14 protein-coding genes are annotated in these 14,454 nt (G+C 38.7%); 6 read left to right on the plus strand and 8 right to left on the minus strand.

What is annotated here, in order from left to right:
* The first annotated feature begins 24 nt into the window (after positions 1-24).
* Together QCQ61_RS09590 and QCQ61_RS09595 are read left to right on the plus strand one after the other, a co-directional pair.
* Positions 25-996, plus strand: coding sequence for a CPBP family intramembrane glutamic endopeptidase (locus QCQ61_RS09590; protein ID WP_279447428.1), 972 nt, complete (start codon positions 25-27; stop codon positions 994-996).
* Positions 996-2,072: an AMP-binding protein gene (locus QCQ61_RS09595; RefSeq protein WP_279447429.1), complete on the plus strand. Its 1,077-nt coding sequence runs from the start codon at positions 996-998 to the stop codon at positions 2,070-2,072. The genes QCQ61_RS09590 and QCQ61_RS09595 overlap by 1 nt, the downstream gene beginning before the upstream one ends.
* On the opposite strand, the gene QCQ61_RS09600 is transcribed toward QCQ61_RS09595, so the two are convergent.
* The 4 genes from QCQ61_RS09600 to QCQ61_RS09615 form a co-directional block, all read right to left on the minus strand.
* Positions 2,067-2,564: a hypothetical protein gene (locus QCQ61_RS09600; protein WP_279447430.1), complete on the minus strand. Its 498-nt coding sequence runs from the start codon at positions 2,562-2,564 to the stop codon at positions 2,067-2,069. The two genes, QCQ61_RS09595 and QCQ61_RS09600, sit on opposite strands and share 6 nt — an antisense overlap.
* A gap of 20 nt (positions 2,565-2,584) precedes the next feature.
* On the minus strand, positions 2,585-3,331 hold the full coding sequence (locus QCQ61_RS09605) for a glycosyltransferase (RefSeq protein ID WP_279447431.1): 747 nt from the start codon (positions 3,329-3,331) through the stop codon (positions 2,585-2,587).
* A 105-nt stretch (positions 3,332-3,436) separates the two neighbouring features.
* Entirely contained in the window at positions 3,437-3,934 is a 498-nt protein-coding gene (locus QCQ61_RS09610) for a hypothetical protein (protein ID WP_279447432.1), read from the minus strand.
* A gap of 108 nt (positions 3,935-4,042) precedes the next feature.
* Positions 4,043-5,686, minus strand: a complete 1,644-nt coding sequence (locus QCQ61_RS09615; protein ID WP_279447433.1) for an acyl-CoA carboxylase subunit beta — start codon at positions 5,684-5,686, stop codon at positions 4,043-4,045.
* A gap of 200 nt (positions 5,687-5,886) precedes the next feature.
* Here QCQ61_RS09615 and QCQ61_RS09620 point away from each other — a divergent pair, with 200 nt between their 5' ends.
* The 4 genes from QCQ61_RS09620 (at position 5,887) to QCQ61_RS09635 (ending at position 8,824) form a co-directional block, all read left to right on the plus strand.
* Entirely contained in the window at positions 5,887-6,069 is a 183-nt protein-coding gene (locus QCQ61_RS09620; RefSeq protein WP_279447434.1) for a CAL67264 family membrane protein, read from the plus strand.
* A 64-nt stretch (positions 6,070-6,133) separates the two neighbouring features.
* On the plus strand, positions 6,134-6,610 hold the full coding sequence (locus QCQ61_RS09625) for a DinB family protein (protein ID WP_279447436.1): 477 nt from the start codon (positions 6,134-6,136) through the stop codon (positions 6,608-6,610).
* 75 nt (positions 6,611-6,685) lie between these two features.
* Positions 6,686-8,377: an energy-dependent translational throttle protein EttA gene (gene ettA, locus QCQ61_RS09630; protein ID WP_279447437.1), complete on the plus strand. Its 1,692-nt coding sequence runs from the start codon at positions 6,686-6,688 to the stop codon at positions 8,375-8,377.
* A gap of 3 nt (positions 8,378-8,380) precedes the next feature.
* Positions 8,381-8,824 (plus strand): hypothetical protein, encoded by a 444-nt coding sequence (locus tag QCQ61_RS09635; RefSeq protein ID WP_279447438.1) that lies wholly within the window; start codon positions 8,381-8,383, stop codon positions 8,822-8,824.
* Positions 8,825-8,890: 66 nt separating this feature from the next.
* Here the strand turns inward: QCQ61_RS09635 and QCQ61_RS09640 are convergent, their stop codons facing one another.
* The 4 genes from QCQ61_RS09640 to QCQ61_RS09655 all read right to left on the minus strand — a co-directional run bounded on the left by QCQ61_RS09640 (position 8,891) and on the right by QCQ61_RS09655 (position 14,396).
* Complete coding sequence (locus tag QCQ61_RS09640) at positions 8,891-11,443, minus strand: T9SS type A sorting domain-containing protein (protein ID WP_279447439.1); 2,553 nt, start codon at positions 11,441-11,443, stop codon at positions 8,891-8,893.
* A 111-nt stretch (positions 11,444-11,554) separates the two neighbouring features.
* Complete coding sequence (locus tag QCQ61_RS09645) at positions 11,555-12,559, minus strand: formimidoylglutamase (protein WP_279447440.1); 1,005 nt, start codon at positions 12,557-12,559, stop codon at positions 11,555-11,557.
* Positions 12,556-13,794: an imidazolonepropionase gene (gene hutI, locus QCQ61_RS09650; protein WP_279447441.1), complete on the minus strand. Its 1,239-nt coding sequence runs from the start codon at positions 13,792-13,794 to the stop codon at positions 12,556-12,558. The genes QCQ61_RS09645 and hutI overlap by 4 nt, the downstream gene beginning before the upstream one ends.
* Positions 13,791-14,396, minus strand: coding sequence for a hypothetical protein (locus tag QCQ61_RS09655; RefSeq protein WP_279447442.1), 606 nt, complete (start codon positions 14,394-14,396; stop codon positions 13,791-13,793). The genes hutI and QCQ61_RS09655 overlap by 4 nt, the downstream gene beginning before the upstream one ends.
* Between the last annotated feature and the right edge of the window lie 58 nt (positions 14,397-14,454).

The raw sequence follows: 14,454 nt of genomic DNA on the forward strand, positions 1-14,454 counted from the left end.
CATCTAATATCTCAAATCTAAAAAATGTATATACAACAAGCTTTTAAATCGCTTCACGAATGGTGGCGTTATCTGGTAGGTTTTATCATTATTTTTGTGGCTAGCCAAATAGGAACCGTACCACTAATTATTGCGGTGATTCTAAAAACGGTTTCGGAAGGCGGCTCTATTTTTTCAATACAGGACCAAAACGTATTAATGACCGTTCTGGATTCAAACCTGACATTATTTTTAATGTTGTTGAGTTTTGCAATTGGTTTGTTGGGAGTTTATTTGGTTGTAAAATACCTACACAACCAACCCTTCGTTCAACTTACTACTTCGCGTAAAAAAACCGATTGGGGACGTGTATTCTTTGGTTTTGCAGTAATTACCATAACTACTTTGATTGCTACTGGAATAGATTATTACAGCAATCCCGAAGATTATGTGGTTCAGTTTAATTTGGTGCCGTTTATTATTTTGGTGGCAATTGCCGTTGTAATGATTCCGCTACAAACCAGTTTTGAAGAGTATCTTTTTAGAGGCTATCTAATGCAGGGAATAGGCGTTTTGGCAAAAAACCGATGGCTGCCTTTGATTATTACTTCGGTAGTTTTTGGAGCACTTCATCTCGCGAATCCGGAAGTTGAAAAACTTGGAAACATAATAATGATCTATTACATCGGTACGGGCTTCTTTTTGGGAATAATAACGCTAATGGACGAAGGTATGGAACTTGCACTTGGCTTTCATGCGGGCAATAATTTAATTTCTGTACTTTTGGTTACCGCAGATTGGACCGTTTTTCAATCCAATTCTATTTTAAAAGATGTTTCTGAACCTTCGGCTGGGTTTGATGTTATTGCGCCTGTATTAATACTGTATCCAATTTTCTTGTTAATTATGGCGTATCGTTATAAATGGAAGGATTGGGGCGGAAAGCTCTTTGGAAAAGTAGAAGAACCCATTGCTTTAGCTGAAGAAAATACCCAGAATTCAACTTATATTGAATAGTGAAAACCTTGCTACATTCCAAGTTTAGATTAAATGGCCAAGCTTTTGCTTCTTCCGACGTTTTGTTGAAATATGCAAAACAATTAGTTGAAACGGGAAAGGACAACGAAAGTGCCATCGGTAAATTTATCGTGGAATGGCTTGATGAAAATAATTTTATAACGGTAAAAACTTCAGGTTCTACAGGGTCTCCAAAAGAAATTAAAATTCAGAAAAAGCACGTAAATAACAGTGCTGAAGCTACCGTAAATTATTTCAATTTAAAAGAAAGTACGAAAGCATTACTTTGTTTGCCGGCAGAATATATTGCTGGCAAAATGATGCTGGTACGTGCAATGATTGTGGGCTGGGATTTGCACACAGCTGCGCCCGGAAAGAACCCGTTGGAATATCAAGACAGTGATTTCGATTTTTCTGCCATGGTGCCCTATCAGGTTTTTCATTCGTTAGAAAACTTGCGCAAAGTAAAGATGCTTATTGTTGGTGGTGGAGCAGTTTCTGCGGAATTGGAACAACAATTACAAAATGTGAATACAAGTATATTCGCTACGTATGGAATGACCGAAACCATTAGTCATATTGCCGTCCGACCAATAAATGGAAAGGAGAAATCAGCTGTTTTTTCTGCGCTTCCGAAAGTGGGTTTTTTACAAACTGAAAATGGTTGTTTGCAGATTCACGCTCCTGAAATTTCTGAGGAATTGGTTGTTACAAATGATGTGGTGGAGTTAATTTCCCCAACTTCGTTTAAATTTTTGGGAAGAATTGATAACGTTATAAATACTGGTGGGGTAAAAGTTTATCCCGAAATGATTGAAGAAAAGCTTTCGCTATACATAAACAAACCGTTTTTTATCGCTTCGGAAAAGGATGATGCCTTGGGCGAACGTATTATTTTAGTAGTTGAAAGCGAAAGGCAGTTGCAATTTGAAGATTATTCAGATGCTTTCGGAAAACTCTCAACCTATGAAAAACCCAAAAAAATATACGCCACACCTGAATTTGTTTATACTGAAACAGAGAAAATAAAACGTACTGCGGTTTTAGATATGCTTGCCTTAAAAAAGCGGTTATAGCAATGGTTTTTCTTCTTGCTGAAATTCACTTTTTAATTTGCCTTCCAATTGCAAATCTGTTTCAATCCTGTCGCGGGAAGGTTTTTGTACTAAAAGCCACCCGAGTAAAATTAAAGAAATTATTAAAAAATACTGGTTTCCCTTATTTATAAATGCCACAATCGCCAAGAATGCTGGAGCTTCCAAAAGAGCATATTTTACTAAAGAAGCTGTTTGGAAACCACTTAATTTTTCTTTTAAAGTTACTTTTTTAGTCAAGGCCTTTAGCATATTTGTGTATAAAAAGTTTGCTATTAAAATACAAACTACCGCTATTATTGGAACGACAAAAATCATACTGTCTTCCATGTAATCTATTGAGAAGTTTTGGTTTTCAGATTGTAAATACATCACAATTATAAAAAGTGATACTCCCATAACCAATGCAAAATGAATTATGGAGATTGTTTTTAAAAATGATTTCGGAGTGAAGGCAGGAGTGATGTGCGACATAATTTTTACTACTTTTTAAATTACGGAATAGTATTAGAGGCTTTGCGATATTTATTCCAAATAACGAATAATTCAAAAGGGGCGAATAAAAAATTCTTCAGCTTTAATTTTGAACCGGGAATATCGGTCCATTTAGACAATGGATGTTCGTAAATCATATTCATATTATTTGGGAAATACACTTTCCACCTAAATAGCAATTCAACGTCAAATAACCATTTGCTTACAAACTCAGCTTCAAAAAGTTTAAAAACCGCCGAACTATCAATAAGTTTAATCCCGCATTGGGTGTCGTAAACCGGCTCGTTGAGCAATGAACTTACAAAAGTTGCGAAAACCCTTCCCAAATAATGTCGCCTTTTTTTCCGTTTTATATTGGCACCCAACCGTGCCAGTCTAGCTCCCATTAAAAACTTAATGTTTTTGTTTTGATGAAGAATATTTAAAAATTCGGGTATTTCTTCCAGTGGTACAGACAAATCTGCATCTAAATAACCAATAAATGCATAATCGTCTAAGTTGTTTTTAGTGACGAGTACACCAGCTCTAATAGCTTCTGCCTTGCCTACATTCTGCTGGAGATTTAGTGAAGTAGCGTGCTCCGTGCTATCGCATATTTTTTGAATTACTTTTGCCGTATTGTCTTTACTGCCGTCGTTTACAAATAAGAAATGTACGTGGGGATTATTATTTCCAAAGTGCGAAAAAACTTCGGTTTGCAACCTATTTTCTTCGTTATAACACGGTATAACAAACATAACCTTCATAACTGTATCGTGGGGGCTATTCAATATATAATAGTTTGCAAGTTAATTTTCTTACACTTTAAATTAGTGGGAAAAATAATCAAATTGGAATGATTTGGTGTTTTTTTAAGGATTTAATTTCTGTTCAAGTTCACCAATGATAGTCGCTACTTGGGTTTTGGCATCGTAAGCTACCAATACGGTAGTGCCCACTTCAAATTTATGGATTTGTAGTCGCGAGATAAGTTGCTCTGTAGAGGTATAAAATTTTGGTGCGTTTTTGGGCATCACTTCCAAGTCAAAACCCACCATATACGAATTGTTCACGGTGGTGCCAGTTTCATATACCCGTTTTATTATTGCGGGAGCTTCCTTTCCCGATTGTAGCAATCTATTTTTGGATATTTTGGAAATTATTACCGACCCGATAAAAAAGACAAATGTAAGGATAAATAAAATTGACAATGCAATTAGAGAGTACTGTGTAAGTTGCGGCAATTCATTAAAATAATAGGAGCCACTAGGCAGTTTATACAGCCCAGCGAACATAGTAAAAAAAGGAATCCACATAAGCCCAAAACAACTCCAGCCCAATTTGCGGAGCGTGGTAGAACGGATTTTCATAAACAGCTGGTTTTGAAATTTTATAATTAAAGATTATAAAACCAAATGTAGTGAAAATCAAGCGATTAATGCGCTATGGCTTCCGTGGAATAAAAGCGTTTACAATAATTAAACCTGGATGACACCCAAATTAAAGGGTTTTTCAATAGGTGCATGATTAGCGGCTTCAATTCCCATCGAGATCCATTTTCGGGTATCTAACGGGTCAATAACGGCATCGGTCCAAATTCGTGACGCTGCATAATACGGCGAAATTTGTTTATCATATCGCGCCTTAATCTTGTCGAATAATTCTTTTTCAACTTCGGGCGTAATTGTTTCACCCTTCTTTTTTAGGGAAGCAGTTTCAATCTGAAGCAACACTTTTGCAGCACTATTGCCGCTCATTACTGCAAGTTCTGCACTGGGCCAGGCCACGATTAATCTGGGGTCGTATGCTTTTCCGCACATAGCATAATTTCCGGCGCCATAACTATTACCAATTATAATTGTGAATTTTGGCACCACACTATTGCTAACGGCATTTACCATTTTGGCACCATCTTTTATAATTCCGCCGTGTTCACTTTTACTACCTACCATAAAACCGGTAACGTCTTGCAAAAAAACCAATGGAATTTTCTTTTGATTACAATTTGCAATAAAACGTGTGGCTTTGTCTGCACTATCGCTATAAATTACGCCCCCGAATTGCATTTCGCTGGGCTTTGTTTTTGCTTTTGTAGTTTTTACCAATGTACGTTGGTTGGCCACTATGCCAACGGCCCAACCGTCTATACGTGCGTAACCGGTTAAAATAGTTTGTCCGTAACCTTCTTTGTATTCTTCAAAATCGCTATCGTCAACAAGACGTTTTATTATTTCGCGCATATCGTATTGTTCTGCGCGCGATTTTGGTAGTATACCGTATATTTCGTCTTGCTTTTCTTTTGGCTTTACAGCCTTTTCTCGATTAAAGCCGGCTTTATCGTAATCGCCAATTTTAGAGACAATATTTTTTATTTTATCGAGAGCGTCTTTATCGTCTTTGGCCTTATAATCTGTTACGCCGCTAACTTCGCAATGGGTGGTTGCGCCACCTAGCGTTTCGTTGTCAATAGTTTCACCAATTGCAGCTTTTACCAAATAACTTCCGGCAAGAAAAATGCTCCCGGTTTTATCTACAATTAATGCTTCATCACTCATTATAGGAAGATATGCGCCCCCTGCAACGCAACTGCCCATAACTACTGCTATTTGGGTTATACCCATACTGCTCATTACGGCGTTGTTTCTAAAAATTCTTCCGAAGTGTTCCTTATCGGGAAAAATTTCGTCCTGCATAGGGAGATATACCCCTGCGCTATCTACCAAATAAATAATTGGTAGGCGGTTTTCAATTGAAATTTCCTGCGCGCGAAGATTCTTTTTGGCAGTAATCGGAAACCAAGCGCCAGCTTTTACTGTGGCGTCGTTGGCAACAACTATGCACTGTTTGCCTTTTACATAACCTATTTTTACAACTACGCCGCCGCCGGGTGCTCCGCCGTGCTCTTCGTACATGCCTTCTCCTGCAAAAGCACCAATTTCTACCGTTGGTTTTTTATCGTCCAACAAATACGCAATGCGTTCTCTAGCAGTGAGTTTTCCTTGCGCGTGCTGTTTATCGATACGTTTTTGGCCACCGCCAAGTTTAACTTTTGCTAGTTTGTTTTTTAATTCTGAAACTAGAAGTTTATTGTGATCTTCGTTCTTATTGAAGTTTAAATCCATAGTAAAAATATGTTTGGGCTAAAATACAAAATGCTACCAACCCGCTTCCTAAACTAAAGTAAAAAAATCTGTCTTTCTTCGGTCTTTTTCATCTTTTCGGAACTATGACATTTTGTTAACGAAATTCTACGATATATTGCCGATATTTGTTTTTGCGCGTAAATTTGCGACAAAAAAAATCAACCAAACTAAAATAAACTATGGGAATGAATAAAAATACTGTATTAGCATGGGCCACATTTATAATGATTTTAATGGGTTGTGTTTTAATTGCACTTGGAGCCTTTCGTTATGATGATGTTGCTGGTTGGGGTTTCGCCGCGGTAGGGATTGGTTTTTTCGCTATTGCGTGGGTTTTTAATGCGCTCAAAGGAAGGGTGTAATTTCCAAATATGAATCCCGCAGTAAGCCGCATTAACAGCTGTATAACCAATAATTTTCAGAACCGTGTTAGAAGAAATACAAATACGCAAACGCTTAGCGAAACACCTGGAAGGAGGCGAGGCTTTTATGCCCGTGACTGAAATGTTAAAGAAAATTTCTTTTGAAGATGTTAATACACGTTCGTCTAATTTGCCGTATTCATTTTATGAATTATTTTATCATGTAACATTTACGCAAAAGGATATTGTAAAATTTACTTGCTCCCTTGATTATACTGAACCTAAATGGCCGGACTATTATTGGCCCAAGGAAAAAACCTGTAAAAATTTGGAGCAATGGGAAACCCTGAAAGCCGAATACACAACAGATCGCGAACGATTAAAAAACTTTCTTTTAAGTGAAGAAAACCAATTAACGCAGCCTGTAAAAAACGGTAAGGACCAACAAACCCTTTTGCGCGAAGTACTGCTGGTTATTGAACATACAGCATACCATACAGGGCAGATGCTTGTGCTGTTAAGGCTGCTGAATCTTCATTAACATCGAATCTCGAATTAACCAATCCCGAAGTAACGAATTAACCAATAACCAAATAACAATTAACAACAAACACATATGGCTGACGATAAAAAAGTAATTTTCTCAATGTCTGGGTTGACCAAAACCTATCAAAGCGCCCAGACTCCTGTACTTAAAAATATATATTTAAGCTTCTTCTACGGTGCCAAAATTGGTATTCTCGGTCTAAACGGAAGCGGTAAATCCACCCTGCTTCGAATCATTGCCGGCGAAGAAAAAAACTATCAAGGCGATGTGGTTTTTGCACCCGGCTATACCGTAGGGTATCTGGAACAAGAACCTAAACTGGACGAGTCCAAAACTGTTTTGGAAGTAGTAAAAGAAGGCGTACAAGAAGTGGTTGATGTATTAGATGAGTACAATAAAATAAACGACATGTTTGGCCTACCGGAAGTTTATGAAAATCCGGCGAAGATGGATGAGTTAATGGAAAAACAGGCCAAGCTTCAAGACAAAATTGATGCAACCAATGCTTGGGAATTGGACACTAAACTAGAAATTGCGATGGACGCCCTGCGTACGCCAGAGCCTGATAAACTTATCAGTGTACTTTCCGGCGGGGAACGCAGAAGAGTGGCACTCTGCAGATTGCTTTTAAAAGAGCCCGATGTATTGTTGCTCGATGAGCCTACAAACCACTTAGATGCCGAAAGCGTACATTGGCTGGAGCATCACCTTGCGGAATACAAAGGGACCGTAATTGCAGTAACGCACGATAGATATTTTCTAGACAATGTTGCAGGCTGGATTTTGGAATTGGACAGGGGAGAAGGTATTCCGTGGAAAGGAAATTATTCGTCTTGGTTAGATCAAAAATCGAAGCGTTTGGCGCAGGAACAAAAGCAAGCTGGTAAACGACAAAAAACTTTAGAGCGTGAGCTAGAGTGGGTGAGGCAAGGGGCCAAAGGCCGCCAGACAAAGCAAAAGGCCCGTTTGCAGAATTACGATAAACTTTTAAGCCAAGACCAAAAACAATTGGACGAAAAACTTGAAATATACATCCCCAACGGACCGCGATTGGGAACCAATGTAATTGAAGCCAAAGGGGTTTCAAAAGCATTTGGCGATAAATTGCTTTACGAAGATTTAAATTTCAAACTGCCACAGGCGGGTATTGTGGGCATTATTGGACCAAATGGCGCCGGTAAAACCACTATTTTCAAAATGATTATGGGTGAGGAAACCCCCGATAAAGGAACTTTTGAAGTGGGTGAGACTGCAAAGATTGCGTATGTAGATCAGGCACATTCAAATATAAACCCAGATAAGACCATTTGGGAAAATTTTAGCGATAGTCAGGAATTAATTATGATGGGCGGGCGCCAAGTTAATTCACGCGCCTATTTGAGCCGTTTTAATTTTAGCGGAAGCGAGCAAAACAAGAAGGTATCTATGCTTTCCGGTGGAGAACGAAACCGTTTGCATTTGGCAATGACCCTAAAAGAAGAAGGCAACGTGCTTTTATTGGATGAGCCAACAAATGATTTGGATGTAAACACCCTCCGTGCTTTAGAAGAAGGTTTGGAAAACTTTGCAGGTTGTGCCGTAGTTATCAGTCACGACCGTTGGTTTTTAGACAGAATCTGTACACACATCCTTTCTTTTGAAGGAAACAGCCAAGTGTATTATTTTGAAGGTGGTTTCAGTGAATATGAGGAAAATAAAAAGAAACGTCTTGGTGGCGATTTAATGCCGAAACGAATTAAATACAAAAAATTAATACGCTAAGCTATGTGGAAATATTTAGTCATACTTACATTGTTAATTACTTTTTCTTCCTGTGGAAGCAAGAAATCTGCAGTAAAAACTTCCGAAGATTCAAAGGAAATCGTCCTCGGGAAAAGTGAGACGGTTTCCTATAAAAGTTTAGGAAATGGAGTGGCTTCAATAGCAATTCATCTATTTGAGAATAACACTTTCAAGTTCAACTTTAAAAGTATTCCACAACCGGGTACGGATGAGAAACCGATACGAATTTCAGAAAAAGGAACCTACACCTCTGATGGAAGCTGGAAAACCTTACAATTTAAAAACCCGAAATTTTCACTGGCAGCAATCTTTGATGCACAATATGCAGCTGCATCAGATTTTAAAGTAATTGACAAAGAAAGTGTAAAGATAAATACTTCAAAAAACGCCCTGTCTATTTGGGGCGTAGTTTGTGAGAAGCAATAAATTAATAGATCAGGCACAGTTGAAACCTATTTTAAAGTTTCAAATGTGCCTGAATAAATAACATTTTTATTTATTGATTATCAATTTCTTCGTAGCAGATTGCTTCCCACTATTTACTTTTACTAAATAAATTCCCGCTGCAATTCCATCGGTTTTTATTGGGATGCTTTTATTTATGCCGAAATTTCCACGGAACAATTCCTTTATCTTTTTTCCTGAAATATCAAAAAGTTGCACATTTCCTTCCGAAGAAAGATTATGCGTTATTGTAAACTCTGATTTCGCAGGATTTGGATAAACTTTAATTGAATGTGAAGCCAATTCATTTTCACCAACACTTAAAATATCGCTTACGTCATAGCTGTGCATTGCTCTTCCGAAAGTTCCGGCAAAGAGCGTTTTGGTTGGTTCGTGAAATTTTAAATCCATTACCACCGTCATCGGTAGGTTGTTTCCTAAAATAGTCCAATTGCCACCGTCGTCTTTCGAGTACCAAACATTTAAATCGGTAGCTACAAAAAGTATGTTTTCGGCTGGATAAGTAATTATATCATTAACAGGAATGTTAGGTAAATTTGAAGAAATATCCGTCCAATTTTGTCCGCCGTCAATAGTTTTAAAAACCCGTGGAGTATAATCTAAATATTTAAATCCGGAGACGGTTACATAAGCCGTTAAATCGTTATCGGGAACCATCGCGATAGAAGTTATGTATTGGTCGGGCAAACCAACGCTAACGTTTGTCCACGTTGTGCCGCCGTCAAAAGTTACATGCACATTTCCATCATCGCTGCCTGTGTAAATTACATCAAGATTATTGTAAGATGCAGCGATTGCTGTAAGTGTTCCAAAAGCTAAAGAGCCGCTAGGGTGGAGTCCATCGGTTAAATCTGGACTAATTACCGACCAATTTGCCGCTTTGTTCGAAGTGTAAAGCCTATTGGTACCATAATAAAGAATTTCATGATTAAAGGGTGAAATTATTACGGGGGTATTCCAATTATTTCTATCGCCTGAACTAATGCCGCTAGTAGCATTGGTAAAACTGTTTCCGCCGTTGGTACTGCGTCCTAAATTTCCATATTGCGATTCCACATAAATATAATTATTGTCCACCGGATCTACATTTACGTGAAAACCATCGCCGCCCCAAATTGCGTTCCAATCGCTTGCGCCGCCGGTTATGGTTCTAATTGTGTTGTTGTCTTGCGTACCGCCGTAAAGTCTTTCTGGCTGTGTTTTATCAACTTCAATATTGTAAAATTGTGTAATTGGAAGGTTTACAAACTTTGTCCAACTGCTTCCCCCGTTTGTTGAAATATAGGCTCCACCATCATTTCCAGAAAGCATAAAATTGCTATTTGTTCTAGAAAAATCTAACGCGTGATGGTCCACGTGCATGCCCGGTAAGATTTGCCACGAAGCGCCGCTATTAGTAGATTTTGCAATATCGAAACCTATAATATATACTTCGGAAGAATTACTTGGGTTAACGCGAACATTTCCAAAGTACCAACCAAAATTGGCATCAATATTACTCAGGGCGTTTGGCGGCGTTACTTGCGACCAGTTTTCACCATTATCGGTAGATTTATACAAGCCATTGAAAACATTGGTTATTTGGTTTGTGGTAAAACGCGCATAAACTGTTGAAGGATCAGATTCCGAGACAGCAATACCAATACGTCCTGTTTGTGCATTTGGAGCGGGCAGTCCGTTTGTAGCGCCAAGTTCAGTCCACGTTGTGCCACCATCCATAGAACGATGGATTGCCGAGGTAACACCCCCATAATCGCGTTCCCAAGGTTTGCGGGTACGTTCCCACATTGCGGCATAAATAATATTTGTATTTGCCATATTCATGGCTACATCAATTGCGGCGGTGGAATCCGTAACAAATAGCACGCGTTCCCAATTTGTTCCGCCGTTAGTAGTTTTATAAATTCCTCTTTCAACATTTTTGCCGTATAATTCGCCTGTAGCAGCTGCAAAAACCCGATCGGGATTTGTGGGATCTACCACAAGACGGCCAATATGATTGCTTTCTGGCAGACCAACGTTTGTCCAGGTATCACCAGCGTCATTACTTCGGTAGATTCCATCGCCAAAATAGGCACCATCTGTTGCGCTTCCATTTGCTTCACCAGTTCCAGCGTAAATAATTTGTGCATTTGAAGGAGCAATGGCAATATTGCCTATAGATAGTCTGGATTCATCATCAAAAATAGGTGTCCAGTTTACCCCGCGGTCGTAACTTCTAAAAATCCCTCCTGTGGCTGTTGCCACGTAAAGATGGTCGTCGTTATCTGGCGAAATGGCAACATCGGTTACGCGCCCACCGGTATTTAGGGGGCCAACAAAAGTCCATTCGCCAGCCGCTTCGGGCGACCTGTTAGCCAGAATTTGTTTTGTTTGATACACGGCTTCATTATATGCCTCTTTGTTGATGTAGTTGTTTGGATAGGCGCGCTGGTTGTACATCCACTCAGCGGGATATTCCATCTTTCCGGTTTCTTTGGTAATTATTTTTTCTTCGGGAGTATTTTTACAACTAAAAAAGAGAAGTGCGACAAACACGGTTGATAAAGCGTAGCTAAAAGATATTTTAAAGTTTCCCATCGCAAAGATTTAGATTTTTAAAGATTGAAATTCACAATTCGTTGATAGTAAATATCGTAATTATTTTTTTTGATTCTATCCTATTCAAAAAACTCTTTTTAATATGTAACTTTAATGGGCTACAATATCGCTCACCAAATACCCAATAGCCTTCCCAACTTGATTCGGAAAAATAGCCGCTGTGGGCGAACCCTCGCAAATATGAAGATAACGTGCGTTTTTGTTTTTCGAAAAATAGTGAATAAATTTTCGAGCTTCCGTTAAAGTAAATCCGCTGGGCGTAATGGCGCTACTGCCCATCATTTCTATGGCGTCCATATCCAGCTCTATACCAAAGTTTTCGTTACAGCAGAAATTTTCGGCTTCTTGCATTGCTTCGGAAAAGGATTGCTTTTGTTTTACTGAAATATCCTCAAAAAGATTGAATTTTACCCTTTCGGAATTCTTTTCAATTGAATTGAATACTGCCTCCGAAGTATAATTTCCATGAAGTCCGAAGATGAAATATTTTTCTAAAAAACCGTCCACAAAAGCATACGAAAACCCATTGCCGCTATGCCTGTGTTCCAAGGCTCGAAAATCTGTATGCGCATCAAAATTGATGCAATTAATTGGTTTTTTCAATGCTTCAGAAGTGCCTTTTAAATTTCCAAAACTATTGTTATGGCCGCCGCCAATGATGATTGGAAACTTGCCAGCTGCAATAACTTTTTTTACAACTTCGGAAACTTTATGGTCTATTTGGGTAACGAGTTCGCCAAGTTTTTCAACGGCATGGGGTTCTTGTTTTGAAATGTTGTCAGCCTGTTTCATTTGGGTTTCGCAATCAATTTCGCCCAAAAGAATCACGTTTTCAGCATTTGTTAAATGGTTGTGTTGAATATTCAAAAGACTTCCCAAAGCCGCTTCCCAAGCTTTTGAAGTTCCCGGTATGCCGTAATTGGCACGAACGCCAATATCTTCTGGAATTCCAAAAAGCACATATTTTGCGGAATGGTTCTTTAAATCTTCGAGCGTTTTAACAAAGTTTATTTTTTCGCCAAACTTTGTCTCTCCTTTTCTTTTTCTTAGAAATGAAGAAATATCTTTTTCGGAATAAATTTTTAAAACACTCATTTTACTTCCTTTCCATCTATAATTACTGAATCAATTAAATTACTGCCAAATGCGTAGGGCAAATATCCGTACGATGGTACTGGTTTTGTAATGATGAGGTTTGCTTTTTTACCTTTGGTAATGCTGCCGTGGGTTTTGCTCAGGCCCATTGCATAAGCTCCGTTGATGGTAGCGGCGTTTATGGCTTCTTCGGGAGTTAAGCGCATTTTTATACAAGCTGTGGCTACCACAAAATTCATATTTCCGCTGGGGGTGGAACCCGGATTGTAATCGGTTGCAAGCGCTAATGGCAATCCCGTATCAATCATTTTCCGGCCCGGGGCGTATGGGATGCTTAAAAAATACGAGCAGGAGGGAAGTGCCACCGGCATGGTTCTGGAGTTTTGGAGCGCAGCAATATCTTCATCGGTCATAACTTCTAAATGGTCAACGCTTAAAGCTTGATATTTTACTGCTGAAGCAATTCCCCCAATACTGTTAAACTGATTTACATGTACTTTGGGGATAAGGTTGTATTTTTTTCCTTCGGAAAGAATACGCTCCATATCTGCTACTGAAAAATACCCTTCTTCGCAGAATATATCTATGTATTCCGCCAACTTTTCTGCGGCTACTTTGGGCATCATTTCGTCGCACAGTAAATCTAAATATCCGTCTTTATTGCCCTTGTATTCGGTGGGAATAGCGTGTGCGCCCAAAAATGTGGTTTTAATTGAAATGGGATATTCTTCGGCAAGCTTTTTTGCAACGCGGAGCATTTTTAGTTCGGCGTCCGTGGTTAATCCGTAACCACTTTTTATTTCTATGGCTCCCGTACCAAGGCGCATCACTTCTTCTAAACGTGCTGCCGATTGGTGATAGAGTTCTTCCTCCGAAGTATTTTGCAATTTTTTTGCGCTGTTTACAATACCCCCGCCATTTTCGGCAATTTCCTGATAGCTTAGTCCGTTAATTCTATCTACAAATTCCTGTTCTCTATTGCCGGCATACACAATATGGCTATGGCTATCGCACCAGGCCGGAAGTACTGTTTTTCCGCTGCAATTTAAAGTTTTAAAACCTTGATGTGGTCCCATTTCGTCCATGGTTCCATAATCTTCAATTATGCCGTGATTTATGAAAACCCAAGCGTTTTTTAATGTCGGGAGATTTTTCATTTCTAAACCGCTTACCTTTTCGGGGCAGTTTTCGCGTACTTGAAGCAATTCTTTTATGTTTGTGAGTAGTAGTTTCATTTGCGTATTTTTATTTCTGAAATTAGTGTGTCGCCAAAATACAGCTTTCCATTTGTAAGGCCATTCGGAACTACAAAAAATACATCGAGCACGTTTTTATCTACTGTATTCGGACGGAAATAAATAGTGTGTATGATTGGCTTTTTATTGGTTCCAAAATTAAGGTCTAATGGGCAGTCTAAGTAACCTTCAATGGAAAAATCCTTAAAAGTGTTTTTTATTGAAGGATCGTACTTTGCGAAAACGGGTTTCTCGGTATTATTTGTAGTTAACATCTGAAATCCTTTCGATCTAAAAAAAGTGGCAAAATATATTTCCGAAACACTAAAACGAGCTTTATAGCCTTCGCTTACAAGGGAGAGTTTATTTGGGTCAAAATCTATTTCGCCATCATTTAGTGATTTTGCTTTAAGCCGCACTTGAACTCTCTTATGGTCTTTCCCGGAGTTTATAAAATATGTACCTCCAAATTGAACCGAAAGCACGCCAATTTTTCGTGCTTTTACCATTTTTAATGAAAGCTCTGCCTCTGGAATTTCAACCTGGCCATACGCAACAAAACTAAGTGATGTAAAGAGAAGCAAAACAAGTATTCTAACCATAGTATAAAGATAGAAAAAAACAATGGTTCCGGTTTAAAATTCCGAGCTGTCTAAAATA

Source organism: Aequorivita marisscotiae (assembly GCF_029814825.1).
Classification (GTDB): Bacteria; Bacteroidota; Bacteroidia; order Flavobacteriales; family Flavobacteriaceae; genus Aequorivita; species Aequorivita marisscotiae.

Bases quoted from the DNA above. Each gene is read 5' to 3' on its own strand.
- QCQ61_RS09590 (WP_279447428.1), top strand. From the start codon at position 25: ATGTATATACAACAAGCTTTTAAATCGCTTCACGAATGGTGGCGTTAT.
- QCQ61_RS09600 (WP_279447430.1), bottom strand. From the start codon at position 2,564: ATGTCGCACATCACTCCTGCCTTCACTCCGAAATCATTTTTAAAAACA.
- QCQ61_RS09605 (WP_279447431.1), bottom strand. From the start codon at position 3,331: ATGAAGGTTATGTTTGTTATACCGTGTTATAACGAAGAAAATAGGTTG.
- QCQ61_RS09610 (WP_279447432.1), bottom strand. From the start codon at position 3,934: ATGAAAATCCGTTCTACCACGCTCCGCAAATTGGGCTGGAGTTGTTTT.
- QCQ61_RS09615 (WP_279447433.1), bottom strand. From the start codon at position 5,686: ATGGATTTAAACTTCAATAAGAACGAAGATCACAATAAACTTCTAGTT.
- QCQ61_RS09620 (WP_279447434.1), top strand. From the start codon at position 5,887: ATGGGAATGAATAAAAATACTGTATTAGCATGGGCCACATTTATAATG.
- ettA (WP_279447437.1), top strand. From the start codon at position 6,686: ATGGCTGACGATAAAAAAGTAATTTTCTCAATGTCTGGGTTGACCAAA.
- QCQ61_RS09635 (WP_279447438.1), top strand. From the start codon at position 8,381: ATGTGGAAATATTTAGTCATACTTACATTGTTAATTACTTTTTCTTCC.
- QCQ61_RS09640 (WP_279447439.1), bottom strand. From the start codon at position 11,443: ATGGGAAACTTTAAAATATCTTTTAGCTACGCTTTATCAACCGTGTTT.
- QCQ61_RS09645 (WP_279447440.1), bottom strand. From the start codon at position 12,559: ATGAGTGTTTTAAAAATTTATTCCGAAAAAGATATTTCTTCATTTCTA.
- hutI (WP_279447441.1), bottom strand. From the start codon at position 13,794: ATGAAACTACTACTCACAAACATAAAAGAATTGCTTCAAGTACGCGAA.
- QCQ61_RS09655 (WP_279447442.1), bottom strand. From the start codon at position 14,396: ATGGTTAGAATACTTGTTTTGCTTCTCTTTACATCACTTAGTTTTGTT.